This window comes from Kitasatospora gansuensis (assembly GCF_014203705.1).
In the GTDB taxonomy this organism is placed as follows: domain Bacteria; phylum Actinomycetota; class Actinomycetes; order Streptomycetales; family Streptomycetaceae; genus Kitasatospora; species Kitasatospora gansuensis.
Map to the genome: position 1 here is coordinate 1922774 of NZ_JACHJR010000001.1, position 26770 is coordinate 1949543.

General features: G+C 71.0%; 18 protein-coding genes and 2 rRNA genes. 4 read left to right on the plus strand and 16 right to left on the minus strand.

Annotated elements, in window-relative coordinates; translation table 11 throughout:
• Window positions 1–57: 57 nt before the first annotated feature.
• The 4 genes from ald to pyrG all read right to left on the minus strand — a co-directional run bounded on the left by ald (window position 58) and on the right by pyrG (window position 6043).
• Window positions 58–1173, minus strand: a complete 1116-nt coding sequence (ald, locus tag F4556_RS08485; RefSeq protein WP_184913043.1) for an alanine dehydrogenase — start codon at window positions 1171–1173, stop codon at window positions 58–60.
• A 240-nt stretch (window positions 1174–1413) separates the two neighbouring features.
• A complete protein-coding gene (locus F4556_RS08490) occupies window positions 1414–3345 on the minus strand; it encodes a tetratricopeptide repeat protein (RefSeq protein WP_184913045.1) in 1932 nt (643 codons plus the stop codon).
• A 283-nt stretch (window positions 3346–3628) separates the two neighbouring features.
• The gene (locus tag F4556_RS08495) at window positions 3629–4270 is read right to left on the minus strand and encodes an NUDIX domain-containing protein (RefSeq protein WP_184913047.1); all 642 of its coding nucleotides are present in this window, start codon (window positions 4268–4270) and stop codon (window positions 3629–3631) included.
• Between the two features lie 96 nt (window positions 4271–4366).
• The gene (gene pyrG / locus F4556_RS08500; RefSeq protein WP_221503560.1) at window positions 4367–6043 is read right to left on the minus strand and encodes a CTP synthase; all 1677 of its coding nucleotides are present in this window, start codon (window positions 6041–6043) and stop codon (window positions 4367–4369) included.
• Window positions 6044–6682: 639 nt separating this feature from the next.
• Between pyrG and F4556_RS08505 the strand changes: the two genes are divergently transcribed.
• On the plus strand, window positions 6683–8650 hold the full coding sequence (locus tag F4556_RS08505; protein WP_184913049.1) for a glycoside hydrolase family 15 protein: 1968 nt from the start codon (window positions 6683–6685) through the stop codon (window positions 8648–8650).
• Window positions 8651–8806: 156 nt separating this feature from the next.
• Here the strand turns inward: F4556_RS08505 and F4556_RS08510 are convergent, their stop codons facing one another.
• The 3 genes from F4556_RS08510 to yczE all read right to left on the minus strand — a co-directional run bounded on the left by F4556_RS08510 (window position 8807) and on the right by yczE (window position 12602).
• Window positions 8807–9997, minus strand: coding sequence for a glycosyltransferase family 4 protein (locus tag F4556_RS08510; protein WP_184913051.1), 1191 nt, complete (start codon window positions 9995–9997; stop codon window positions 8807–8809).
• 67 nt (window positions 9998–10064) lie between these two features.
• Complete coding sequence (gene recN / locus F4556_RS08515) at window positions 10065–11840, minus strand: DNA repair protein RecN (RefSeq protein WP_184924419.1); 1776 nt, start codon at window positions 11838–11840, stop codon at window positions 10065–10067.
• Window positions 11841–11969: 129 nt separating this feature from the next.
• Window positions 11970–12602, minus strand: coding sequence for a membrane protein YczE (yczE, locus tag F4556_RS08520; protein WP_184913052.1), 633 nt, complete (start codon window positions 12600–12602; stop codon window positions 11970–11972).
• 242 nt (window positions 12603–12844) lie between these two features.
• On the opposite strand from yczE, the gene yczR reads away from it, so the two are divergent.
• Window positions 12845–14326 (plus strand): MocR-like transcription factor YczR, encoded by a 1482-nt coding sequence (gene yczR / locus F4556_RS08525; protein WP_184913054.1) that lies wholly within the window; start codon window positions 12845–12847, stop codon window positions 14324–14326.
• Between the two features lie 18 nt (window positions 14327–14344).
• On the opposite strand, the gene F4556_RS08530 is transcribed toward yczR, so the two are convergent.
• The 4 genes from F4556_RS08530 to F4556_RS08545 form a co-directional block, all read right to left on the minus strand.
• Complete coding sequence (locus F4556_RS08530) at window positions 14345–15244, minus strand: NAD kinase (protein WP_184913055.1); 900 nt, start codon at window positions 15242–15244, stop codon at window positions 14345–14347.
• 86 nt (window positions 15245–15330) lie between these two features.
• Complete coding sequence (locus F4556_RS08535) at window positions 15331–16137, minus strand: TlyA family RNA methyltransferase (protein ID WP_184924420.1); 807 nt, start codon at window positions 16135–16137, stop codon at window positions 15331–15333.
• Window positions 16138–16179: 42 nt separating this feature from the next.
• The gene (locus tag F4556_RS08540) at window positions 16180–16347 is read right to left on the minus strand and encodes a hypothetical protein (RefSeq protein WP_184913058.1); all 168 of its coding nucleotides are present in this window, start codon (window positions 16345–16347) and stop codon (window positions 16180–16182) included.
• On the minus strand, window positions 16340–16990 hold the full coding sequence (locus F4556_RS08545; protein ID WP_184913059.1) for a hypothetical protein: 651 nt from the start codon (window positions 16988–16990) through the stop codon (window positions 16340–16342). Before F4556_RS08545 ends, F4556_RS08540 begins: the two co-directional genes overlap by 8 nt.
• A gap of 135 nt (window positions 16991–17125) precedes the next feature.
• Between F4556_RS08545 and F4556_RS08550 the strand changes: the two genes are divergently transcribed.
• Entirely contained in the window at window positions 17126–17473 is a 348-nt protein-coding gene (locus F4556_RS08550; RefSeq protein WP_184913061.1) for an SCP2 sterol-binding domain-containing protein, read from the plus strand.
• 155 nt (window positions 17474–17628) lie between these two features.
• On the opposite strand, the gene F4556_RS08555 is transcribed toward F4556_RS08550, so the two are convergent.
• Both F4556_RS08555 and F4556_RS08560 read right to left on the minus strand, forming a co-directional pair.
• Window positions 17629–18660 carry an HAD-IIA family hydrolase gene (locus F4556_RS08555; RefSeq protein WP_184924422.1) on the minus strand — a complete coding sequence of 344 codons (1032 nt, stop codon included), beginning with the start codon at window positions 18658–18660 and terminating at the stop codon, window positions 17629–17631.
• A gap of 44 nt (window positions 18661–18704) precedes the next feature.
• Window positions 18705–19166, minus strand: a complete 462-nt coding sequence (locus F4556_RS08560; protein ID WP_184913063.1) for a tetratricopeptide repeat protein — start codon at window positions 19164–19166, stop codon at window positions 18705–18707.
• Between the two features lie 109 nt (window positions 19167–19275).
• On the opposite strand from F4556_RS08560, the gene F4556_RS08565 reads away from it, so the two are divergent.
• Window positions 19276–20628: a DUF1015 family protein gene (locus F4556_RS08565; protein ID WP_184913065.1), complete on the plus strand. Its 1353-nt coding sequence runs from the start codon at window positions 19276–19278 to the stop codon at window positions 20626–20628.
• 73 nt (window positions 20629–20701) lie between these two features.
• On the opposite strand, the gene F4556_RS08570 is transcribed toward F4556_RS08565, so the two are convergent.
• The 3 genes from F4556_RS08570 to F4556_RS08580 all read right to left on the minus strand — a co-directional run bounded on the left by F4556_RS08570 (window position 20702) and on the right by F4556_RS08580 (window position 26749).
• On the minus strand, window positions 20702–21664 hold the full coding sequence (locus F4556_RS08570; protein WP_376775785.1) for a tetratricopeptide repeat protein: 963 nt from the start codon (window positions 21662–21664) through the stop codon (window positions 20702–20704).
• 1738 nt (window positions 21665–23402) lie between these two features.
• A 5S ribosomal RNA gene (rrf, locus tag F4556_RS08575) occupies window positions 23403–23519 on the minus strand.
• A gap of 108 nt (window positions 23520–23627) precedes the next feature.
• Window positions 23628–26749 (minus strand): 23S ribosomal RNA (locus F4556_RS08580).
• Window positions 26750–26770: the final 21 nt, after the last annotated feature.

Genomic DNA, 26770 nt, shown 5'->3' on the forward strand with positions numbered 1-26770 from the left:
GGCCCGAGGGGAGCGGGCCGGGGGCGTTCAGCGGTTGCTGACGAGGGGTCAGCAGGCTCAGGCGAGCACGCTCTCCAGCGACACCGACGGCAGGCCGAAGGCCTCGGCCACGGCGGCGTAGGTGATCTGGCCCTCGTGCACGTTCAGGCCCTTGGCCAGCGCGGCGTCGCGGCGCAGCGCGTCCTTCCAGCCCCGGTTGGCCAGCTCGACGACGTACGGCAGCGTCGCGTTGGTCAGCGCGTAGGTGGAGGTGTTCGGGACGGCGCCCGGCATGTTGGCCACGCAGTAGAAGACCGAGTTGTGGACCGGGAAGGTCGGCTCGGCGTGCGTGGTGGCGCGGGAGTCCTCGAAGCAGCCGCCCTGGTCGATCGCGATGTCGACGAGCACGGAGCCCGGCTTCATCCGGGAGACCAGCTCGTTGGTGACCAGCTTCGGGGCCTTGGCGCCCGGGATCAGCACGGCGCCGATCACCAGGTCGGCCTCGAGCACGGCGCTCTCGAGCTCGTAGGCGTTGGACATGATGGCCTTGATCTTCGTGCCGAAGATCTTGTCGGCCTCACGCAGCTTGTTGATGTCGCGGTCCAGCAGGGTCACCTCGTAGCCCATGCCGATCGCGATGGTGGCGGCGTGCCAGCCGGAGACGCCACCGCCGATGACCACGCACTTGGCCGCGTGGGTGCCGGGCACGCCGCCCGGCAGGGTGCCACGGCCGCCGGCCGGACGCATCAGGTGGTACGAGCCGACCTGCGGGGCCAGCCGGCCCGCGACCTCGGACATCGGGGCGAGCAGCGGCAGGGCGCCGTTGGCGAGCTGCACGGTCTCGTACGCGATCGCGGTGGTGCCGGAGGCGACCAGCGCGTCGGTGCCGGCCTTGTCGGCGGCCAGGTGCAGGTAGGTGAAGAGGGTCTGGCCCTTGCGCAGGCGGTGGTACTCCTGCGCGATCGGCTCCTTGACCTTCAGCAGCAGGTCGGCGGCGGCCCACACCTCGTCGGCCGTGGGGAGGATGGTGGCACCGGCGGCCACGTACTCCTCGTTGGGGATCGAGGAGCCGAGACCGGCGTTGTCCTCGATGACGACCTCGTGTCCGTTACGGACCAGCTCATGCACGCCGGCGGGCGTGATGGCCACGCGGTACTCGTGGTTCTTGACCTCGCGGGGGATGCCGACCTTCACGACTGAACACGTCCCTTTTGCCTCTGGGGCCCGGCCGGAGAACACCGGCGGGCAACGCGCACGTGGAGACCTCCGGAGACGCCGGGGCACGCTTCGCTACGCGACTAAGGTCGAGTGTAATGAAGCCCAGGTGTTCCGTCAGCCTTCCAAAGTGAATAAATCAGCTGGCCACATTGGCAGATTCGTAGGCTTGCCTCCCACAACAGCTGGCAAACCGACCCTAAAGCCACCTTCCGGACATCACTCCGAAGTCGCCCGGCCCCGCTCGGCTTCGACCAGTCCCCGCAGGTGTTCCAGCGCCGCCGCGACCGCCCGCTGCCCGCGCTCGTCGCCCAGTCGCCGCACCACCGCCAGCGCCGCGCGGTACTCGCGCTCGGCCTCCTCGAACCGGCGCTGCGCCAGATGCGCCTCGGCCGTCCGGGCCAACAGCCTGGCCTCGGCCCGGTGATCACCCAGGCCCTGCCGCAGCTCCAGCGCCCGGCCGTACCAGTCGGCGGCGCGCACCGGGTCGCCGAGCGCCCGTCGGCTCTCCGCCACGCCCTCCAGGGCCCGGGCGCAGGCCGCCTCGTCGTCCACCTCCCGGCCGTGCTCCAGGGCGGCCCGGTACCGCTCGGCGGCCACCTCCCAGCGGCCCGCCGCCGCCTGCAGATCACCCAGGTTGAGCAGCGCGGCGGCGGCCCGGCGGCGGTTCCCGCTCCGCTCCGCCACCTTGAGCACCAGACCGTGCAGCTCGTACAGATCCGCCGGGGCGGCCTGCCCGGTCAGCGGCAGCGCCCGCAGCAACGCGGTCACCAGCCGGCCGGCCGAACCGTCCAGATCCGCCTGCCCGATCGCGTCCCCGACCGCGCCCAGCAGCTCACCGCGCCGCTCGGTCAGCCAGAGCCGCGCCTGGGCCGGCGTCCGCAGCCGCAGCGGCCCCGGCAGCGGGTCGGGGCCCGGCCCGGCGGCCGGGTCGAGCAGCGCCCTGGCCGACTCCACCAGCCGCACCAAGCGCTCCAATAGCCGGGCCCGGGCCAGCTCCAGCTCGGACGGCCGGTCCAGCTCTTCACGCAGCGCCACCAGCCGCCCGTACAGCCTTCCGGGCACCCGGTAGCGGGGCGTTCCGTCCGCCGACTCGCCTTCCCGGTCCAGGAGTTCACGCTCCGTCAGCTTCTCGAGCAGCGTCGCGGCCTCCGGCGCCGGACAGCCCACCAGGGCCGAGGCGGTGCGCAGATCGGCCGACTGCGCGGGCGCCAGCGTGAGCATCCGCAGCATCCGGGCCTCGGCCGCCGGCAGCGACCGGTGCAGCAGCGTGAACGCCGCCCCGAGCGGGTCGCCGTCGGGCACCGGCACCGGCTCGTCCTCGGCCGGCTGGTCGTCGGCCGACTGGGCCCGGCCCTTGCGCTTCTTCCGGGCCGGCTCCGGGGGCGTCCGCATCTCGACGGCCAGCGACAGTTCGCGGGCCGCATCCGTCACCGCCGCCTTGGGGGCGGCCCGCAGCCAGCCCGCCATCAGCCGCAGCGCGGTGGGCCGGCAGGCGCAGCTCTCCGCCAGGCCGGCCGCGCCGACCGGGTCACAGCTGATCCTGGTCCCGCCGACCAGCCCGCTCAGCAGCTCCACCGACCCCGACTGCGACAGCCCACCCAGGATTACCGGATCGATCCCCTCGATCCCGGTCAACGGCCCCGCCGTGGTGGCCACCACCAACGCCTCCGGCGCCGTCGCCAGCAACGGCCAGAGCTGCCCCGAATCCCGGGCGTCATCCAGCACCAGCAGCACCCGGCGGCCACTCACCGCCGCCCGCACCGCCGCACAGGCGGGATCGTCCTCGCCCTGCTCCTCCCCCGTCGGCAGCGCCCCCGCGGCGGGCTCCCCCAACTGCTCCAACAGCCGCCGCGCCACCGTCCCGGGCGCCACCCTGGTCCCGTCCGGCGCGGACAGCCGGGCGAACAGCACCCCGTCCGGGTACTCCTCCGCCACCGAGACGGCGAACCTGACGGCCAGTGAGGTCCGCCCCGACCCCGGCCGCCCCGCCACCACGAGCAGCGGGCACCGGCCCGCCACCACCCTGGTCCGAGCCGCCGCCAACGCCGCGAGCTCGGCCCCCCGCCCCACGAACAACCCCGGCCCGTCGGGCAGTTGACCAAGAATCGGGGCGGGCCGTACGTCCATCGTCGCCGTCTTCCTCGCCACCTGCGCCACTCCCGACCCGGTCAGCCGACGGGCCCGCACGGGGCCCCGTCCGGGAAGCGTAGTTCGACCCGCCTCACCAGCAAGAGATGACACCAGTACTACCAACCACCAAATCACCCGCACAGACGCAGGTGCTCAAGCATCTGAGACCAGGGGCCCGGGGAACGGCGGCGCCGACCTCAGGAGCGTTGCAGGCACGTACCTGGTCAGGCATTTTCGCAGTGATACCCGCCAGCCACGAACCGTCGCCGTTCCCCGAGCCCCTGGATAGTGCAAGTTCGGGTCAGCTGAAAGGTCGCGCCGGCCACGGCGACTCCGCCGCCCGCAACCCCTCCAGCCCCACCGGCGAGGTCAGCGCCGCGTGCAGCGCCAGCGTCCCCGTGATCAGCGTCGGATTGTGCAGCTCCCCCGCCAGCACCAGCCGGAGCAGCTCACCCAGCGGCACCCGCGCCGTCTCGATCTCCAGCTCCTCCCCGTGCGCCTCGTACCGCTCCCCGTCCGCCGCCGACAGATCGGTCGCCAGGAACAGCCGCAGCGCCTCGTCCGTCCCCCCGGGCGAGGTGTAGAAGTCGACCAGCACCCGCCACTCCCCGGCCTTGCAGTGCGCCTCCTCGAAGAGCTCGCGCTGCGCCGCGTGCAACGGGTTCTCCCCGGGCACGTCGAGCAGCCCGGCCGGGAGCTCCCAGAGCCGCTGCCGGACCGGGTGCCGGTACTGGCGGAGGATCAGCACCCGCTGCTGCTCGTCCAGCGCGAGCACCGAGACCGACCCGGGGTGCGTCTGGTAGTCCCGCCGGGCGTAGCTGCCGTCGGGCATCAGCACCTCGTCCGTACGGACCCCGGTGACCCGGCCCCGGAAGGGCTGCTCACTGGACCGTACGGGCCACTCCTCGGCCACGTCCCGGATCTGCCGCTGACCGTCCGTCATCTCGCACTCCCCTTTTCGTCACTACGACACTAACCCAAGCAGAACGGCGGCCGCGCGAAGAATCGCACGACCGCCGTCCACCGAACGCCGGGAGAGTTACTCGGCGTCGGTCTTGATCTTGATGGCCGCCGCCACCAGACCCGCGAACAGCGGGTGCGGGCGGGTCGGCCGGGACTTCAGCTCCGGGTGCGCCTGGGTGGCGACCAGGTAGGGGTGGACCTCGCGCGGGTACTCGACGTACTCGACCAGGTCACCCTTCGGGGAGAGGCCGGAGAACTGCAGGCCGGTCTTCTCCAGGTCCGCGCGGTACGCGTTGTTGACCTCGTAGCGGTGACGGTGGCGCTCGTCCACGTACTGCTCGCCGCCGTACACCTCACGGACGATCGAGCCCTCGGCCAGCTTGGCCGGGTAGAGGCCGAGACGCATGGTGCCGCCCAGGTCGCCCTTGCCGTCCACGATCGCCAGCTGCTCGGCCATGGTCGAGATGACCGGGTACTTGGCCGCCGCGTCGAACTCGGTGGAGTTGGCGTCCGGCAGACCGGCCAGGTTGCGCGCGGCCTCGATGACCACGCACTGCAGCCCCAGGCAGAGGCCCAGCAGCGGGATCTTGTTCTCCCGGCCGTACGTGATCGCCGCGACCTTGCCGTCCACCCCGCGGTCGCCGAAGCCACCGGGGATGCAGATCGCGTCCACGTCGCCGAGCTGCTCCTGCGCGCCCTCGGGGGTCAGGCAGTCGTCGCTCGTCACCCACTTGATCTCGACCCGGGCGTTGTTGGCGAACCCGCCCGCCCGCAGCGCCTCGGTCACCGAGAGGTAGGCGTCCGGGAGGTCGATGTACTTGCCGACCAGCGCCACCTTCACGATGTGCTGGGGCTCGTGCACCCGGCGCAGCAGGTCGTCCCAGACGGTCCAGTCGACGTCCCGGAAGGCCAGGTCGAGCCGGCGGACCACGTACGCGTCCAGGCCCTCGGAGTGCAGCACCTTCGGGATGTCGTAGATCGACTTGGCGTCGATGGCCGCGACCACGGCCTCCTCGTCCACGTCGCACATCAGCGAGATCTTGCGCTTGATGGCCTGCGGCACCTCGCGGTCGGCGCGCAGCACGATGGCGTCCGGCTGGATGCCGATGTTGCGCAGGGCCGCGACCGAGTGCTGGGTCGGCTTGGTCTTCAGCTCGCCCGAGGGGCCGATGTACGGCAGCAGCGAGACGTGCACGAAGAAGACGTTGTCCCGGCCGACCTCGTGGCGGACCTGGCGGACCGCCTCCAGGAACGGCAGCGACTCGATGTCGCCGACGGTGCCACCGACCTCGGTGATCACCACGTCGACGTCCTCGGTCGCCATCCGGCGGATCCGGGACTTGATCTCGTTGGTGATGTGCGGGATGACCTGGACGGTGTCGCCCAGGTACTCGCCGCGGCGCTCCTTGGCGATCACCGTCGAGTACACCTGGCCGGTCGTCACGTTCGCCGAGCCGTGCAGGTTGGTGTCGAGGAAGCGCTCGTAGTGACCGATGTCGAGGTCGGTCTCGGCCCCGTCGTCGGTGACGAAGACCTCACCGTGCTGGAACGGGTTCATGGTGCCCGGGTCCACGTTGAGGTAGGGGTCGAGCTTCTGCATCGTCACACGCAGGCCGCGCGCCTTGAGCAGGGCACCGAGGCTTGAGGCGGTGAGGCCCTTGCCGAGCGAGGAGGCGACACCCCCGGTGACGAAGAGGTGCTTGGTCGTCACGGCGCGGCCGTTCGCTGCCTTGCCGGATTGGGGCTGTGCCAAGAGGGGGCTCCCGTGGGTCGCTGTCGAAGGTGACGCCGGTGGAGGGACCGCCGGACGCCTCTCCGACGAGGAGTTCGCACTCGGCCGGGAGCCTTTCGGCTGCTCCGGCGGGGTCGTCGGGGTCGGCGGCACCGGGGCGAATGCCCACCAGTCCACGGGATACCAGGGTATCAGCGCGAGGCCGTGGACGCGGTCGCGGGCACCTCGGCGCGTCCGCCCGGAGTTCATCCGGCGTTCCCCGGACACCGTCCGGCCTGGCCCGGAAGGATCAGTTCCGCCTGGTTCGTACGGGTCAGTCCGGCTGTTCCAGCCGGGCCACTTTGACGGCAATCGGTGTGACAGCTGACGGACAGGGGTTCTTCGGGGTGCCCCGCCGTGTGCCGCCGACGTATTCTGCACGGACGCATCGCCGACAGACAGAGCACGCGGAGGGCGAGGGGTCAGGACGACGCCTCTCGGTCCCCGATGCGCGACCGGACACACGCCTCCCGTACCAGTTCACCCGTCCAGGCCAGGGGCCCATCACAGCCCCGTCCCGGTGGCCACCAGCCGCCACCGCCCGGACATCTCCGGCCTCGCAGCATCCGCGCGCCCCGCCGTCGGTGGCCGCCGAGCACATCTTGCGAACTGGAGACACACGTGGCCGGCCGTATCGAGGACTACGCACTCATCGGGGACATGCAGACCGCCGCCCTGGTCAGCAGGGACGGGGCGGTCGACTGGCTGTGCCTGCCCAGATTCGACTCTCCCGCCGTGTTCGCCGGTCTGCTGGGGACCGACGAACACGGGTTCTGGCGGATCGGCCCCGCCGAGCCGGTGTCCGCACCGGCCGGGGCCACCGTCCCGGCCCCGCCGGCGGCCCGCTCGGCGTTCACCGACAGCGGCGCGATCCCGATCCCGCCGACCGCCGCCGCCCCCGCCGTGCCGGCCGACCGCCGCCGCTACCGGGGCGACTCGCTGATCCTGGAGCAGGAGTGGGACGCCCAGGGCGGCACCGTCCGGGTGATCGACTTCATGCCGCCCCGCCCGCTGGCCGGGCTGGACGCCGTCCCGCAGATGATCCGGATCGTCGAGGGCGTCTCCGGCAAGGTCCGGATGCGCTCCGCCCTGCGGATGCGGTTCAGCTACGGCCGGGTGGTCCCCTGGGTGCACCGGGTCGAGCAGCCCGACGGCGGCCACCGCACCGTCGCGGTGGCCGGCCCCGACTCGGTCTGGCTCGACGGCGTGGCCGAGACCTACGGGCGCGACCTGACCACATACGCCGACTTCACCGTCGAGGCGGGCGAGCGGATCGCCTTCGCGCTCACCTGGCAGGCCAGTCACCTGCCCGCGCCCGCCGCCCCGGACGCCGAGGCGATGCTCGCCGACACCGTCGAGTTCTGGCGCGACTGGGTCGGCCAGTGCACCTACCAGGGCCCCTACCGCGAGCCGGTGGTCCGCTCGCTGATCACCCTCAAGGCGCTCACCTACGCCCCCACCGGCGGCATCGTCGCCGCCCCCACCACCTCGCTGCCCGAGGACATCGGCGGCGAACGCAACTGGGACTACCGCTACACCTGGCTGCGGGACGCCGCGATCACCCTCTCCTCGCTGCTGCGCACCGGCTACCGCGAGGAGGCCAGGGCCTGGCGCGAGTGGCTGCTCCGCGCGGTGGCCGGCGACCCGGAGAACCTGCAGATCATGTACGGCATCGCCGGGGAGCGCGAGCTCACCGAGTCCGAGCTGGACTGGCTGCCCGGCTACGAGGGCTCCCAGCCGGTCCGGGTCGGCAACGGCGCGGCCGGACAGCTCCAGCTGGACGTCTACGGCGAGGTGGTCGAGGCCCTGCACCTGGCCCACATGACCGGCCTGACCCGCAACGACCACGCCCACCTGCTCCAGCTCAAGCTGATCACCTACCTCGAGCAGCACTGGCGCGAGCCGGACGAGGGCATTTGGGAGGTGCGCGGCCCCCGCCGCCACTTCGTGCACTCCAAGGTGATGGCCTGGGTCGCGGTGGACCGCACCATCAAGCTGATCGAACAGACCCCCGCCGAGGGCCCGCTGGAGCGCTGGAAGGCCCTCCGCGACGAGATCCACCGGGACGTCTGCGAGAAGGGCTACGACGCCGACCGCAACACCTTCACCCAGTACTACGGCGGCCAGGAGCTGGACGCCTCCCTGCTGCTGATCCCCCAGGTCGGCTTCCTGCCGCCGGACGACAAGCGGGTGATCGGCACCATCGAGGCGATCCAGCGCGAACTGTCCACCGAGGACGGCTTCGTGCTCCGCTACCCCACCCACGACGACGACGGCAACAACGTCGACGGCCTCTCCGGGCACGAGGGCGCCTTCCTGGCCTGCTCGTTCTGGCTGGCCGACGACCTGGCGATGATCGGCCGGGTGGCGGAGGCCCGGGAGCTCTTCGAGAAGCTGCTCTCCCTGCGCAACGACGTCGGCCTGCTCGCCGAGGAGTGGGACTCCCGCGCCCAACGCCAGGTCGGCAACTTCCCCCAGGCCTTCAGCCACGTCCCCCTGATCGACACCGCCCTCCGCCTCACCGCCTGCGCGGGCGCCTACCTCTCCGCCCAGCCCGACGGCCGCGAACGGGAGCAGGCGACGCTCTGATCCTTTTGCAGGGCGCTCGGTTGCACTATCCAGGGGCTCGGGGAACTGCGAGGAGATCTGGCGCTTGGGTCACTGCGAAAGTGCCTGACCTTGTACGCACGTTGAACGCTCCTGAGGTCGGCGCCGCCGTTCCCCGGGCCCCTGGTCTCACCTGGCTCAGGTCCGCTGGACGAGCTCGTCGTACGTGCTGAGGACCTGCGCCACGGTGGCGGCTTCGTCGGGCCAGGTCTCGGCCTGGAGCCGTCCCGCAGCCGTGAGAGCGTCACGGCGGGCCGGGTCGGCGAGCAGCTCGCGGACGGCCCCGGCGAGGGCTGCGGGATCGCCGTACGGCACCAGCACCGCCGCCTCGCCGACCAGTTCGGGCACGCCGCCGACCGCGGTGGAGACCACCGGGACCCCGGCCCGCATCGCCTCCTGGACGACCAGCGAGCGGGCCTCCCAGCGGCTGCTGACCACCACCAGGTCGGCCGCCGCGAGCAGGTCGGGCACGTCCGTGCGGTAGCCGAGCAGCTCGACCGGGAGCTTCTCGGCGGCGATCCGCTCGCGCAGCGCGTCCTCCTCGGGGCCCTCGCCCGCGATCACCACCAGCGGGTCGCCGTCGCCGAGGCCGTACCGGACGGCGTCCAGCAGCAGGCCGAAGGACTTCTGCTGGACCAGCCGCCCGACCGCGAGCACCACGGGGCGCCCGTCCTCGGCGGAGCCACGGAGCAGCGCGGCCCGCGCCGCCGACCGGTCCAGGCCGCCGGCCGGCATCGGCGGGGCGGCGACCGGGCCGAGCCGGGCGTCGGTGGCGCCGAGTTCGCGGGCCCGGGCGACCAGGTCGGAGGAGGCGCCGAGCACCAGGTCGGCGGCGCGGGCCACCCGACGCTCCATCAGGCGCTGCAGGCGGCGGTCGAGGCCGGTGGCGAGCATCGCGTGATGGGACGTCACCACCAGCGGGGTCTCCGGGCGCAGGCCGGGGAAGCGGCCCGCGGTGCGCAGCGCCAGGTCGGCCAGCAGCCCGGCCCGCAGGCCGTGCGCGTGCACGATGTCGGCGCCGGTGAAGGCCCGCCGGAGTTCACCGATCGCGGTGGCGTCGCTGCGGGCACCCGAGGTGGGGGTGATGTCCACCAGGTGGAACCGGGCGCCGGTCCGGGAGAAACCGAACAGCGCGTCGGTGCCACCGGGGGCGCAGACGGTCACGGCCACGCCGTGCGCGACCAGGCCCTGGGCCAGCGACCGCACATGGGCGCCGACGCCCCCGCTGGCCGCGGAGAGCACCAGCACCACGTGCAGTTGCCCCGGTTCGGTGCCTTTGCCGGCCCTGGTGGCGAAAGGGTCCACGTCGTCTCGCTCCGACTCGATCATGAACTGGTCAGTCAGTGTCCAGCGGCCACCTTGCCAGGTCCGGCGCCCTCTTGGACAGTCGGCACCCCTACGTGTCGGGCGTCCGTCCGGGCAGCGCGCCCGCCGACCGGTCAACCGAGCCGGGGGCGCGGGCGGTGGCCAACAGCTCCTCCGCGTGGGCCCGGCCGAGCTCGGAGTCCTCCAAGCCCGCCAGCATCCGGGAGAGTTCGCGTACCCGCTGCTCGTCGGAGAGCACCTTGACGCCGCTGCGGGTCACCGTGCCGTCGTGGGTCTTCTCGACTACCAGGTGCCGGTCGGCGAAGGCCGCCACCTGCGGAAGGTGGGTGACCACCACGACCTGGGCGGTCTCGGCGAGCTTGGCCAGCCGGCGGCCGATCTCGACCGCGGCCTTGCCGCCGACGCCCGCGTCCACCTCGTCGAAGAGGTACGTCGGCACCGGGTCGGCACCGGCGAACACCACCTCGACGGCGAGCATCACCCGGGACAGCTCACCGCCCGAGGCGCCCTTGGCGATCGGACGCGGCGAGGCGCCGGGGTGCGGGGCGAGCAGCACCTCGACTTCGTCAACTCCGTGCGAGCCGAAGGCGACCGTGCGGCCGTCCAGCTCGAGACCGGCCGGGTCGTCGGTCCTGGTCAGGTCGAAGGTGACCCGGGCGTGCGGCATCGCCAGCTCGGCCAGCTCGGCGGAGACCGCCTCGGCGAACCGGCCGGCCGCGCCCTGCCTGGCCGCCGAGACCTCGGCCGCCAGCTCGGTCAGTTCCTGACGCAGCGTCGTCTGCCGCTCCGTCAGCCGGTCGATCCGGTCGTCGTCGCCGTCCAGCTCAGCCAGCCGGGCCGAGCCGGTCTCGGCCCAGTCCAGCACCTCGGCCAGGGTGTTCTCCGGGCCGCCGTACTTGCGCAGCAGCTGGGCCAGCACCGAGCGGCGCTCCTCGACCGCCGCCAGCCGGACCGGGTCGGCGTCCAGGTCGTCGGCGTACCCGGCCAGATCCTGGGCCACGTCGGCCAGCAGGTAGCCGACCTCGTTCAGCCGGTCGGCCAGACCGGCCAGGCGCTCGTCGTGCTGACGGACGCCGTCCACCGCCCGGCGGGCCTGGGCCACCAGGGTGCCCGCGTCCACCGCCTCGGGGTCGCTCGGGTGTCCGGCCAGGGCGGCGTGCGCCAGGACGGCGGCGGAGGAGAGCGCGTCAGCGTGGCCGAGCCGCTCGGCCTCGGCGGCCAGCTCGATGTCCTCGCCGGCCACCGGTTCGGCGGCGGCGACCTCGTCCAGGCCGAACCGGAGCAAGTCCGCCTCCTGGGCCCGCTCCCGGGCCCGGACGGTCAGCTCGTCCAGGGTGGCGGCCACCTCGCGCAGCGCCCGGTAGGTCTCCCGGTAGCGGGCCAGCGGCCCGGCCACGGCGGCACCGGCGTACCGGTCCAGCGCGCCGCGCTGACGGGACGGCCGGAGCAGCCGCTGCTGGTCGGTCTGCCCGTGCACGGCCACCAGGTCCTCGCCCAGCTCGGCCAGCAGGCCGTTGGGGACGGACCGGCCGCCGACGTGGGCGCGCGAGCGGCCCTCGGCCGAGACGGTACGGCTGATCAGCAGCGCGCCGTCGTCCAGTTCGGCCCCGGCCTCCAGGGCCCGCTCCAGCGCCGGCGAGCCTGGCGGCAGCGAGAGCCGCCCCTCGACCACGGCGCGGTCGGCGCCGCGCCGCACCAGGGCAGGGTCGGCCCGGCCGCCCAGCAGCAGCCCGAGGCTGGTCACCACCATGGTCTTGCCCGCCCCGGTCTCACCGGTGACGGCGGTGAAGCCGGGCGCCAGTTCGACCACCGCGTCGTCGATGACGCCAAGATCCCGTATCCGCATCTCGTCCAACACGGTGACGACCTTACGAGGTTCCGGCCCCGCCGCGCGACGAGCACCGGCCCCGGGCGGGCAAGTTCATCCCTTTCGGGCGCTGCGCGAGGTATGTCGCCGGGTGCTGTGACGGTCCTGCTAACGGGTTTCCGGCACGGCGCACCAGCGCAGGAAGAACTGGGCCAGCGGCCCGATCGCCAGCGCGTACGCGACGGTGCCGACGCCCACCGTGCCACCGAGCAGGACGCCGATGGCCAGCACGGTCAGTTCGATGCAGGTGCGGATCAGGCGGACCGAGCGGCCGGTCCTGCGCTGCAGGCCGGTCATCAGCCCGTCCCGGGGGCCCGGGCCGAACCGGGCGCCGATGTAGAGGCCGGTGGCCAGGCCGTTGAGCAGGATGCCGCCGGCCAGCAGGGCGATCCGGGCGGGCCAGTTCCCGGGCGTGTCCAGCAGGCCCACGGTGACGTCCATCGCCACCCCGAGGATCAGCACGTTGCCGACGGTGCCGATGCCGGGTACCTGCCGGAGCGGGATCCAGAGCAGCAGCACCAGCGCGCCGATGATGGAGACCCAGGTGCCGATGCTCAGGCCGAAGTGGTGCACCATGCCCTGGTTCAGCACGTCCCAGGGGTTGACGCCGAGACCGGCCCGCACCATCACGCCCAGGCTGGTGCCGTAGAGCCAGAGGCCGATCAGGAGTTGGGGCAGCCGGCGGGCGAGCCGGTCGGTGCTCCAGGTGGTCCGGGGGACGGCTGGGGAGAGGGTGGCCATCAGTGGCTCCTTCGGGAAACGGTGGGGCCAGGGGTGTCCGGTGGGCCGGACCGGGGTCGCGCCACGTCATGAGTCACCGCGACTTCTCCCTGGTCCGCGCCTTCCGTGCGCGGGGTCCTGGAGGGCTACGGCCCCGGTCCGGTCCGCCGGACACCCCTGGCGGCTCGATGGCCGCCCTGTCATCATGGGGAGTCCACCTGGCCACCGGCCAGGGCCAATTCCTCTCAACTGGACTGATTCAGATGGCCGAGTGGCAGAGCACCGTGACCCCGCCCGCACTGGCCCGCCTGCTCCGCGGCACCCCGCTGCCCGAGAGCGGCGGCCACCGCCCCGTCTACCGGACGCTGGCCGGTCAGGTCCGGCTGCTGGTCTCCGAGGGCCGCCTGCCGGTCGGCGCCCGGCTGCCCGCCGAACGCGAACTCGCCCAGGTGCTCGAACTCAGCCGCACCACCGTGGCCACCGCGTACGAGGCGCTGCGCACCGAGGGGTACCTGCGCAGCCGCCGCGGCTCCGGCAGCTGGACCACCCTGCCCGAGGGCAGTCGGCCGCCCACCGACGCCCTGCACCCGGTGCCGCCGGACGAGCGCGACCGCACCCTGGACCTCGGCGTGGCCGCGCTGCCCGCCCCGCAGCCCCAGCTCGGCCTGGCCGCCGCCCGCGCGGTCGAGCAACTGGCCGCGTACGCCGCCGGGCACGGCAACTTCCCCACCGGCGTCCCGGTGCTCCGGGAGGCGATCGCCCGCCGCTACGCCGAGCGCGGACTGCCCACCACCCCCGACCAGATCCTGGTCACCACCGGCGCGATGGCCGCGCTCCAACTGGTCCGGCGCGCCCTGCTCAGCCGCGGCGACCGGGTCGCCGTCGAGGCACCCAGCTACGCCCACACCCTCCAGGCCCTGCGCCGCGCCGAGACCCGGCTGGTCCCCGTCCCGTACGCCGGGCCCCGATGGGACCTGCCCGAGTGGCAGCGGGTGCTGCGCGGCGCGGCGCCCCGGATCGCGTACGTGATCCCGGACTTCCACAACCCCACCGGCGCGTTGGTGGACGAGGAGCAGCGGCGGGGCCTGCTGGCCGCCGCCCGGTCGGCCGGGACGACCGTACTGGTGGACGAGACCCCGGCCGAACTCGACTGGGGCCTCGGTGACTTGACCATGCCGCGGCCGATGGCCGCGCTCGACCGGAGTGCCCAGGTGGTCACCGTCGGCTCGGCCAGCAAGATCCTCTGGGGCGGCCTGCGGATCGGCTGGGTGCGCGCCAACCCGGCCCTGGTACGGCAGTTGGCCACCGACCGGGTCTACACCGACATCGGCAGCCCGGTGCTCGACCAGCTGATCGCCGCCGAGATGCTCGGCGAACAGCTGCCCGCGATCAGGGCCGACCGCCACGAACGGCTGCGGGCCAGCGCCGAGGGCCTGATCGCCGCCCTGCGCGAGCAGCTCCCGCACTGGCAAGTGACCCTGCCCCCAGGCGGGTTGGCGCTCTGGGTGGGCACCGGCGGGCTCTCCGGCAGCGCCCTCGCCCAGGCCGGCGAACAGACCGGGGTCCGGATCGCCGCCGGCTCCAGGTTCGGCGTCGACGGCGCCTTCGAACACCACATCCGGATCCCGCTCACCGTCCCGGGCTCGGCCGCCGCCGAAGCCGTCGCCCGGCTGGCCACCACCGCCGCGGTGGCCGCCACCGGCCGCTGGAACGGCCTCGACAGCACCCTGCCGCTGGCCGTCTGACCCGCCGTCAGCTCTTGCTCAGCAGCCGCCGCGCCCGCGCCAACCCGTCACCGGCAGCGCGAACTTGGCCACCAGCCGGTCGGTGAACGGCGCCCGGTGCAGCCTGGCCAGCCGCACCGGCGTACGGCCCCGGCGGACCTCCACCCGGGCCCCGGCCGGGAGTTCGACCGAACGGCGGCCGTCGCACCAGAGCACCCCGTGCGGGGTCTTCGGCTGCACCTCCACCGCCAGCACCGAGTTCGGCGAGGTCACCAACGGCCGGGCGAACAGCGCGTGCGCGCTGATCGGCACCATCAGCAGCGCCTCCACCTCCGGCCAGACCACCGGACCGCCGCCGGAGAAGGCGTACGCCGTCGAACCGGTCGGCGTGGAGAGCACCACCCCGTCACAGCCGAAGTTGGAGACCGGACGGCCGTCCACCTCGGTCACCACCTCGAGCATCCGCTCCCGGGCGGCCTTCTCGATCGACGCCTCGTTCAGCGCCCAGCCCTCGTACACCACGTCGCCGTTGGTCCGCACCAGCACGTCGAGGGTCATCCGGTCCTCGATCTCGTAGTCGGCGTCCACCACCCGGTCGACCACCACCGCCAGATCGTCCCGCTCGGCCTCCGCCAGGAAGCCCACCCGGCCCAGGTTGATGCCCAGCATCGGCAGCCCGGACTCCCGGGCCAGCTCCGCCCCGCGCAGCAGCGTGCCGTCGCCGCCCGCGACCAGGATCAGCTCACAGCCGTCCGCCGCGCCATGGCCACCCGTGACCCGCTCCACCCCGTCCGGCAGGTCGAGACCGACCGCCTCGGCCGCCAGCAGCCGGATTCTGATCCCGGCCTTCAACAGGCCCTGCACCAACGCCTCGACGCTGCGCAGCGCGGCCTCCCGCCCGGTGTGCGCAATCAGGAAGACCGTGCGTCCCTCGCTCATGCTGCTGCCCTCTCCCTACGTCTGCCGGGTCGCCGTTGCCCCGTGCGGCCGCCGCGCTCGCGATGACCGGACGTCTGCGTCGCACCCTATCGGGGCCCCTCCGCGACCGCCCGGTCCGCCTCGGCCGGGTCGAGCTGCGCGGCGTCCCGGCGCAGCCACAGGAAGTACTCCACATTGCCCGAAGGACCGGGCAGCGGACTGGCCGTGACCGCCCGCACCCCCAGCCCCAACGCCCAGGCCTGGGCGGCCACCTGACGGACCATCTCGGCCCGCAGCTCGGGGCTGCGCACCACACCGCCGCTGCCGAGGCGCTCCTTGCCGATCTCGAACTGCGGCTTGACCATCATCACCAGGTCCGCGTCCTCGGCACAGCACCCCGCCAGCGCGGGCAGCACCAGACCGAGCGAGATGAACGACAGGTCGCCCACCACCAGGCCGACCGGCTCCCCGCCGATCTTCTCCAGCGTCAGCTCCCGGACGTTGGTCCGGTCCATCACGGTCACCCGGTCGTCGCTCTGCAGCGACCACGCCAGCTGCCCGTACCCGACGTCCACCGCGAGCACGTGCGCGACGCCCGACCGCAGCAGCACATCCGTGAAGCCGCCGGTCGAGGCACCCGCGTCCAGCGCCCGGCGCCCCTCCACCACCAGCCCCTGCGGCAGGAACGCCGCCAGCGCGCCGGCCAGCTTGTGGCCGCCCCGCGAGACGTAGTCCGGGTCGTTCTCGTCCGCTGCCACCACCACGGCCGCCGCCGTCTCCACCTGGGTGGCCGGCTTGGTCGCGGTGGTGCCACCGACGGTCACCCGGCCCGCCGCGATCAGCTCGCTCGCGTGTTCACGCGAACGGGCCAGCTTGCGGCGGACCAGCTCCGCGTCGAGTCGGCGTCGTGCCACTGCCACTGAAGTTCCGTCTCCTGTTACTGGTACTGCCGGGTGCTACTGGTCAAGCGCGGCGAGCGTGTCCGCGAGCCGCTGGTGTACATCTTCGTACACCGCCACGTGCGCTCCGGTCTCCGCCCCGTCCAGCTCGCCCAGCCGGGCCAGCACCGCATCCACCTCGGGACGGCCGGTGGGGACGAAACCGTCCTCACCGAGGTCAGTCATCGGCGGGCTTCCGCGGGGTGGCCTTCTTGGGCGCGGCCTTCTTGGCGGTCGTCTTCTTGGTGGCCGTCTTCTTGGCGGTCGCGGTCTTCTTGACCGCCGTGGTCTTCTTCACCGCCGTGGTCTTCTTCACCGGCGGCGTCTTCTTCACCGGCGGCGTCTTCTTCACCGGGGGCGCGACCGGCTCGGGGACCTCGTCCGCCCAGGCCCAGGCCGGCACCTCCTCGGGCTCCAGCTCGGGCTCCTGCTCGGCATCGGCCGGACGGACCTCGTCCTCCCAGCCGGCCTCGAACAGACCGCCCGCACGGGCCTCCTGAGCCGGCGTCGGAGCGGGCTCCTCCACCTCACGGAGCCTGCTCTCCAGGAAGCTCAGCACCACGCCGACCTTCGTCACCTGGTCGCCGACCTTCTCGAAGAGCTTGTCCACCTCGCCACGGGTCACCCCGACCGCCAGGTCGATCCCGGCCCGGCCGGCCGTCACGGCCTCCTCGGCCAAGGTCTGCAAGGTCTTCACCGACGGCGGGAACTGCTCCAGCCCCGCCACGTGCACCCCCGACCGCTCCAACAGCCCGGCCACCCGCTTGCCGGCCTCCTCGGCGACCTCGGCGGCCACCACGACCACCCCACGCACCGCATCCCGCAGCATCTCGGCCTACCTCCTCCGTGCCGTCTCCGTACCCCTCGCACCCGACGCTACCGCCTCCCGCCCTGCCAGGACGGTCCGGGCGCTGCGATAGCGTGGGCCGTCAGCCGCAGTACCGACAGGGAGAGACCAGCAGCGATGGCCAGCACCGAGGAGTGCCGCAGCGCACTCGAGCAGCTCAGCCGCAACCTCGCCGGCACCAACGGCTCGGTCCGTCAGGCCGCCGCCCTCGACCGCTCCCTGACCTGCCGGATCACCGACCTCGACCTGACCTTCTCCGGCCGCCTCCAGGACGGCCGGATCACCGACGTGGTCGAAACCCCGGGCCCGCCCCCCGCCAAGGCCGAGATCCGCCTCACCATGACCAGCGACGACCTGGTCGCCATGGTCGGCGGCACCCTCAACTTCGCCTCCGCCTGGGCCTCCGGCCGCATCAAGCTCGAAGCCGGCTTCCGCGACCTCCTCCGCCTGCGCACCCTGCTCTGAAGGCACGCGGTGCACCGCCAGGGGCTCGGGGAACTGCGACGCCGACCTCGTAAAAGGTGATCCGTGCGTAAATGGCCAGGCACTTTCGCCTGTGACCCCGGCGCCAGATCTCCTCGCAGTTCCCCGAGCCCCTGGATAGTGCAACTTCCCCAGTGTTAGAAGCCAAGCTCGGCGAGCGCCTTCCGCCCGTCCAGCCCCGGCCCCGCCGTCCAGGCGGCACCGCAGAGCGCCCGCAACCCGTCGTACCGGTCCTCCCCCGCGCCGGAGACCCGCAGCACCCCGTCCTCCGCCCAGGCCCGCCACCCCCCGCACTCGAAGCCGCCGTCCACCGCGACCGCCGCCCGATGCGCCGTCAGCAGCCCCCGCAGGTCCGCCGCCAGGTACGTCGGCCGGTGCTCCACCGGAGCGTCCAGCAGCAGCGCGGGCGTGGTGACGCCGGTGAACACCAGCAGGCTGTCCACCCCGCCATTCCAGGCGCCCTCGATGTCGGTGTCGAGCCGGTCGCCGACCACCAGCGGACGCTTCGCCCCGGTCCGGATCACCGTCTCCCGGTGCATCGGCGGCAGCGGCTTGCCCGCCACCTCGGGCTCCACCCCGGTGGCCGTCCGGACCGCCGCCACCAGCGTGCCGTTCCCGGGCGCGATCCCGCGCGCGGTCGGCACCGTGAGGTCGGTGTTCGAGGCCACCCACGGCAGCCCGGAGGCGACCGCGTACGAGGCTTCGGCGAGCTGCTGCCAGCCCACCGAGGGGTCGTAGCCCTGCACCACCGCGAGCGGCTGCTCGGCCAGCGAGCTGACGGCCACCAGCCCGTGCTCGGCCAGCGCCTCGACCAGCCCGGCCCCGCCCACGACCAGCACCTTCGACCCGGCCGGGACCTTCTCGGCCACCAGCCGGGCCGCCGCCTGGGCGGAGTTGATCACGTCGGCCGGCTCGGCCGGGATGCCCAGCTCGGTGAGGTGCTCGGCCACCACCCGGGGCGGCCGGGAGGCGTTGTTGGTGACGTACGCCAGCCGCATCCCGCCGTCCCTGGCCACCGCCAGCGACTCGGCCGCGTACTCGATCGCGTTCGGACCGGCGTACACCACGCCGTCCAGGTCGAGCAGCGCGGTGTCGTACGCCTCGGTCAGCGGGAGCTCGGAGCCCCCGGGAGCGGTCCGTACCTGGCCGGTTGCGCCGGTCTCCGTCATGCCTGCTGCCACCTCGTCCTCACTCGTCGTCACCTGTCACACCGTCAGGCGGTGTCCTGCCCGGCCTCGCCCTGATATCCCGGGGCGCCGGGCCGGAGCGGGCCGTACGCGCCGGCCCGGGCAGCCAGGGTCGCCCTGGTCTGCCGCAACGCCGCCCGGTAGTGCTCGGCCCCGGGACGCATCGCGACCGCCAGCGCGAGGTGCTCGGCCGAGGTCTCGAAGTCACCCAGCCGGGCCGCCGCCATGCCCCATCCGAACTGAGCGTAGTCGTCCGACGGATCGGCCAGCGCCACCGCCCTGAAGTTCTCCATCGCCTCCCGGAACCGCCCCGCGTCGAACAGCGCCCTGGCCAGCATCTCCCGGATGCTCCGCGACTCCGGCTCCGCCTCGGCCGCCCGGGCCAGCAACTGCACCGCCGCCGCCGGATGCCCCTCCCGCAGCAACTGCGCCCCGCGCCGGAACCAGTCGTAGACCCCGCCCTCGGGTACCCCGTCACTTCCGCTCATCCCTGCCCCAGCTCCCTCCGGCCGCCCGGCACCCGATCTGACACACCCTCCGAGCCGTCTCGGGCACTTGTGATCACTGAACAGCACATACCCGGTTACCATGCCCAGGATGACGACACCCAGTGCAGACAGTGGAGCCCAAGCTCCGGCAGGCGGCCCCGGAGACCCCGGGCACGTCGCCACCGCGGGGCTGTCCCTCACCCCGTTCCGTGGCCTGCGGTACCGCCCCGACCGGGTGGGAAACCTGGCAGCGGTCACCTCCCCGCCGTACGACGTGGTGGACCCGAACCGGCGGCTCGACCTGGAGACCGCCGACCCGCACAACATCGTCCGGCTGATCCTGCCCCGCCCCGAGCCGGACGACAGCGGCGACCGCCCCGACCGCGACACCCGCTACCGGCACGCGGCCCGGCTGCTCGCCGACTGGCAGCGCGAGGGCGTCCTCGCCCCCGACCCGGAGGCCGCGCTCTACGTGTACGAGCAGCGCGCCGACGGCCTGCTGCAACGCGGACTGATCGGCTCGCTGGCCGTCAGCGGCCGGGAGGCCGGCGTGGTGCTGCCGCACGAGGACGTGATGCCCCGTCCGGTCGCCGACCGGGTCGGCCTGATGCGCACCACCAAGGCCAACCTCGAACCGCTGCTGCTCACCTACCGGGGCCACGGCGGCGCCGCCCAGGTGATCGAACGCACCGTCCTGGGCGAGCCGCTGCTCACCACGACCACCAGCGACGGCACCCACCACCGACTCTGGGCCGTCACCGACCCGGCCGAACTGGCCGAGGTGTCCCGGGACCTGGCGACCTGCCGGGCGCTGATCGCCGACGGGCACCACCGCTGGGAGATGTACCTGCGGCTCCAGCGCGAGCACCGCCACCTGCCCCGCAGCCCCTGGGACCGCGGCATGGTCCTGCTGGTGGACACCGCCCGCTACCCGCTCCGGGTCCGCGCCATCCACCGGGTGCTGTACCGGCTGCCGATCGCCGAGGCCCTGGCCGCGCTCGGCGAGCACTGGCAGGTCAAGGAGGTGCCCGGACCGCTGGAGCACGCCCTCCAGGCCCTCGCGGACGCCAAGCGCCAGGGCGGCAACGCCTTCCTGCTGACCGCCGGGGACTCGGTCTTCCGCCTGATCAGCGAGCCGGACGAGACCCTGCTCGCCACCACCGTCCCGGCCGACAAGCCGGACGAGTGGCGCCACCTGGACGCCACCGTGCTGCACGCCACCCTGCTCGACCACACCTGGCGGGTGCCGGACGGCCCCGACGACATCGGCTACCTGCACGCCGCGGCCGCCGCCGAACGCGAGGCCGCCCGGAGCGGCGGCACGGCCGTCCTGCTGCACCCGGTGGAGGAGAGCGTGGTGCGGCGGCTGGCCGAGCAGGGCGTGACGATGCCCCGGAAGTCCACCTCCTTCGGGCCGAAGCCGGCCACCGGACTGGTGCTCCGCAGCCTCGAACTGGGCTGAGAAACGGGAAAGGCCCCGACCGCATGTACGGTCGGGGCCTTTCCCTTGTGCTGTCCTGCTACCTGCTGTGGCGTCAGCGACGGTCGCCGGAGTCCCGGACGTCGTCGACCTCGTCGATCTCGAGGTCGTCCTCGTCGTAGTACTCCTCGACGTCCTCCTCGTCCTCGTAGATCACCTTGTCGTCGCCGGTGTCGTCCACGGCGATCCGACGACGCGGCCGCTCCTCGACGATCTCGGCGTCGTCCGCCTCGGCGTCGACGTCGTCCGAAGCCTCCTCCGCGAGCTCGTCCAGCTCGTCGTCCTCGCCCCGCTCGTCGTCCTCGACGTCCGCGATCTCGCGGCCGTTCTCGTCCGCCATCTCGGGGTCGAGCGCGTCGGTGAACTCCAGGCCGTCGATCTCGGCGAGCCGCTCGGAGGCGTTGGTCTGCCCGTCGGTGTCCGCCTCGGCCGCCTTGGCGAACCACTCACGGGCCTCGTCGCCACGGCCGGCCGCGATCAGCGCCTCGGCGTAGGCGTACCGCAGTCGCGCGGTCCACGGCTGGACGGCGTTGGAGGCCAGCTCGGGGCTCTGCAGCGTCACCACGGCGGCGTCGTACTGCTCCATGTCACCACGGGCACCCGCCGCGACCAGCCGCATCTCGACCTGGCCGGCCTTGTCCAGCTGCTTCACCTCGGGCTCACCGGCCATCGCCAGCGCCCGCTCCGGACGGCTCAGACCACGCTCACAGTCCGCCATCACCGGCCACAGGTCCACCCGGCCGGTCATCCGCTTCGCGGCCCGGAACTCGGTCAGCGCCTCCGCGTACCGCTGCGTCACGTACGAGGCGAAGCCCGCCGCCTCACGGACCGAGGCGACCCGGGAGGCCAGCCGCAGCGCGACGCGAGAGTACTGGTACGCCTCCTCGGGGTCGCTGTCGAGCGTCCGGGCCACCATCACCAGGTTGCGCGCGACATCGTCCGCGAGGGTCTTCGGCAGGCTCTTCAGGTCCTGACGGACATCCGCGTCGAGCTCGAAGCCGGTGACATCCTCCGGGATCGGCAGCCGCTTGACCGGCTCGAAGTTACCCCGACGGTCGTCGTAGTCCGACCGCTCGTCACGACGCGGCCGGTCGTCCCGGTTGCCGTACGAGGGACGGCCACCACGGTCGTCACGGTTGCCGTACGACGGACGGTCACCCGAGGGGCGACGGTCACCGTAGGACGGGCGGCCGCCACGGTCATCGCGGTTGCCGTACGAGGGACGGTCACCCGAGGGGCGACGGTCACCGTAGGACGGACGGTCACCGGACGGACGACGGTCACCGTAGGAGGGACGGTCGCCCGAGGGACGACGGTCACCGTAGGACGGGCGGTCACCCGAGGGACGGTCACCGTACGACGGACGACCACCACGGTCATCGCGGTTGCCGTACGACGGACGGTCGCCGGAGGGACGGCCGCCACGGTCGTCACGGTTGCCGTACGAGGGACGGTCACCTGAGGGACGACGGTCACCGTACGACGGCCGGTCACCGGACGGGCGACGGTCACCGTAGGACGGACGGTCGCCGGAGGGGCGGTCGTCACGACGGAAGCCACCACCGGAGGGACGGTCACCGTACGACGGACGGCCACCACGGTCGTCACGGTTGCCGTACGACGGACGGTCACCCGACGGACGGTCGTCACGACGCGGCCGGTCATCACGGTTGCCGTACGAGGGACGGTCACCGGACGGGCGACGGTCACCGTAGGACGGACGGTCGCCGGAGGGGCGGTCGTCACGACGGAAGCCACCACCGGAGGGACGGTCACCGTACGACGGACGGCCACCGCGGTCGTCACGGTTGCCATACGACGGACGGTCACCCGAGGGGCGGCCGCCACGGTCGTCACGGTTGCCGTACGACGGGCGGTCACCCGACGGGCGACGGTCACCGTAGGACGGGCGGTCACCCGACGGGCGGCCACCGCGGTCGTCACGGTTGCCGTACGACGGACGGTCACCCGACGGGCGGTCGTCACGACGGAAGCCACCACCGGAGGGACGGTCACCGTACGACGGACGACCACCGCGGTCGTCACGGTTGCCATACGACGGACGGTCACCGGACGGGCGACGGTCACCGTAGGACGGGCGGTCACCGGAGGGGCGGCCGCCACGGTCGTCACGGTTGCCGTACGACGGACGGTCACCCGACGGGCGGCCACCACGGTCGTCACGGTTGCCGTACGACGGACGGTCACCCGAGGGGCGACGGTCACCGTAGGAGGGACGGTCACCCGACGGACGGCCACCGCGGTCATCGCGGTTGCCGTACGACGGGCGGTCACCGGAGGGGCGGCCACCACGGTCGTCACGGTTGCCGTACGACGGACGGTCACCCGAGGGGCGACGGTCACCGTACGACGGGCGGTCGCCGGAGGGACGGCCGCCACGGTCATCGCGGCTGCCGTACGACGGACGGTCACCCGACGGCCGGCCACCACGGTCGTTGGAGAAACCCCCACGCGACCGGGGCTCGTAGCCGCGGCCGTCGTCCGATCGTCGGTCGGGACGGTCCTGGGGAGGGTTCGACATCGTGGTGACTCCTTCTGATCTGCTGCTCGACCGCGCGGCCAGGGCGATGTCATCGCCCGGTGCGGTGTGGTGGGGCCCGCGTGGCCACACACCAGCTCCATTGTCCGGCATCGGGCCACCATCCGCTGTCGGACGGTGGCCGGTGTGCTTCGGGGAAAAACAAAAAAGGCCGTTGGCCCCAGCGAATCGCTGGGGCCAACGGCCTTGAATACTTGTTCGGCGGCGTCCTACTCTCCCACAGGGTCCCCCCTGCAGTACCATCGGCGCTACGAGGCTTAGCTTCCGGGTTCGGAATGTGACCGGGCGTTTCCCTCGTGCTATGACCGCCGAAACCCTATCGGGTATTCAGCGAAACACACACTTTTTAGTTTATTTAAGTGGTTTTTCACCGGCGATAGCTGTTCGCTACCCGGGAACCACACAGTGAACGCGAGCGTCTGAGGACAAGCCCTCGGCCTATTAGTACCGGTCAGCTCCACCCCTTACAGGGCTTCCACATCCGGCCTATCAACCCAGTCGTCTACTGGGAGCCTTACCCTCTCAAGGAGGTGGGAATATTCATCTCGAAGCAGGCTTCCCGCTTAGATGCTTTCAGCGGTTATCCCTCCCGAACGTAGCCAACCAGCCATGCCCTTGGCAGAACAACTGGCACACCAGAGGTTCGTCCGTCCCGGTCCTCTCGTACTAGGGACAGCCCTTCTCAATATTCCTACGCGCACAGCGGATAGGGACCGAACTGTCTCACGACGTTCTAAACCCAGCTCGCGTACCGCTTTAATGGGCGAACAGCCCAACCCTTGGGACCTACTCCAGCCCCAGGATGCGACGAGCCGACATCGAGGTGCCAAACCATCCCGTCGATATGGACTCTTGGGGAAGATCAGCCTGTTATCCCCGGGGTACCTTTTATCCGTTGAGCGACGGCGCTTCCACAAGCCACCGCCGGATCACTAGTCCCGACTTTCGTCCCTGCTCGACCCGTCGGTCTCACAGTCAAGCTCCCTTGTGCACTTACACTCAACACCTGATTGCCAACCAGGCTGAGGGAACCTTTGGGCGCCTCCGTTACTCTTTAGGAGGCAACCGCCCCAGTTAAACTACCCACCAGACACTGTCCCTGATCCGGATCACGGACCCAGGTTAGACATCCAGCACGACCAGAGTGGTATTTCAACGACGACTCCACAACAACTGGCGTTGCTGCTTCAAAGTCTCCCACCTATCCTACACAAGCCGAACCGAACACCAATATCAAGCTATAGTAAAGGTCCCGGGGTCTTTCCGTCCTGCTGCGCGAAACGAGCATCTTTACTCGTAATGCAATTTCACCGGGCCTATGGTTGAGACAGTCGAGAAGTCGTTACGCCATTCGTGCAGGTCGGAACTTACCCGACAAGGAATTTCGCTACCTTAGGATGGTTATAGTTACCACCGCCGTTTACTGGCGCTTAAGTTCTCAGCTTCGCCAACCCGAAGATTGACTAACCGGTCCCCTTAACGTTCCAGCACCGGGCAGGCGTCAGTCCGTATACATCGCCTTACGGCTTCGCACGGACCTGTGTTTTTAGTAAACAGTCGCTTCTCGCTGGTCTCTGCGGCCGGCCCCAGCTCAGAGTGCAAGACTCATCACCAGTTCCGGCCCCCCTTCTCCCGAAGTTACGGGGGCATTTTGCCGAGTTCCTTAACCATAGTTCACCCGAACGCCTCGGTATTCTCTACCTGACCACCTGAGTCGGTTTGGGGTACGGGCCGCCATGAAACTCGCTAGAGGCTTTTCTCGACAGCATAGGATCATCCACTTCACCACAATCGGCTCGGCATCAGGTCTCAGCCTTAATGAGTGACGGATTTGCCTATCACTCGGCCTACACCCTTACCCCGGGACAACCACCGCCCGGGCTGGACTACCTTCCTGCGTCACCCCATCGCTCACCTACTACAGACTTGGTTCAGCGGCTCCACCACGTCCCATTGTCCGAAGACTCCGGGCCGGCTTCGCGGCTTTAGCATCACCTGGTTCGACGTTGGCGCTTCAAAGCGGGTACGGGAATATCAACCCGTTGTCCATCGACTACGCCTGTCGGCCTCGCCTTAGGTCCCGACTTACCCTGGGCAGATCAGCTTGACCCAGGAACCCTTGGTCAATCGGCGCAAGAGTTTCCCACTCTTGTATCGCTACTCATGCCTGCATTCTCACTCGTGAACCGTCCACAACTGGATTCCTCCGCTGCTTCACCCGGCACACGACGCTCCCCTACCCATCACAGCGGGCGTTGGCCCTATAGCTGCAATGACACGACTTCGGTGGTGTACTTGAGCCCCGCTACATTGTCGGCGCGGAATCACTTGACCAGTGAGCTATTACGCACTCTTTCAAGGGTGGCTGCTTCTAAGCCAACCTCCTGGTTGTCTCTGCGACTCCACATCCTTTCCCACTTAGCACACGCTTAGGGACCTTAGTCGGTGTTCTGGGCTGTTTCCCTCTCGACCATGGAGCTTATCCCCCACAGTCTCACTGCCACGCTCTCACTTACCGGCATTCGGAGTTTGGCTAAGGTCAGTAACCCGGTGAGGCCCATCGCCTATCCAGTGCTCTACCTCCGGCAAGAAACACGTGACGCTGCACCTAAATGCATTTCGGGGAGAACCAGCTATCACGGAGTTTGATTGGCCTTTCACCCCTAACCACAGGTCATCCCCCAGGTTTTCAACCCTGGTGGGTTCGGTCCTCCACGAAGTCTTACCTCCGCTTCAACCTGCCCATGGCTAGATCACTCCGCTTCGGGTCTTGGGCATGCAACTGAATCGCCCTATTCGGACTCGCTTTCGCTACGGCTACCCCACACGGGTTAACCTCGCTACACACCGCAAACTCGCAGGCTCATTCTTCAAAAGGCACGCAGTCACGAGATGTAAGGCAAGCCTCACATCCGACGCTCCCACGGCTTGTAGGCACACGGTTTCAGGTACTATTTCACTCCGCTCCCGCGGTACTTTTCACCATTCCCTCACGGTACTATCCGCTATCGGTCACTAGGGAATATTTAGGCTTAGCGGGTGGTCCCGCCAGATTCACACGGAATTTCTCGGGCTCCGTGCTACTTGGGAGAAGCTCAAGTGAGCCGCACAGATTTCGTCTACGGGGGTCTTACCCTCTACGCCGGACCTTTCGCATGTCCTTCGACTATCCATACGGTTTCTGACTCACCGACCGGCCGGCAGACCAATCAAGAACTTTCCCACGACCCCGCTCTGGCAACCCCTGCCGGGTCTCACACCAAAACGGTTTAGCCTCATCCGGTTTCGCTCGCCACTACTCCCGGAATCACGGTTGTTTTCTCTTCCTGAGGGTACTGAGATGTTTCACTTCCCCTCGTTCCCTCCACACACCCTATGTGTTCAGGTGCGGGTGACAGCCCATGACGACTGCCGGGTTTCCCCATTCGGAAACCCCCGGATCAAAGCCTGGTTGACGGCTCCCCGGGGACTATCGTGGCCTCCCACGTCCTTCATCGGTTCCTAGTGCCAAGGCATCCACCGTGCGCCCTTAAAAACTTGGCCACAGATGCTCGCGTCCACTGT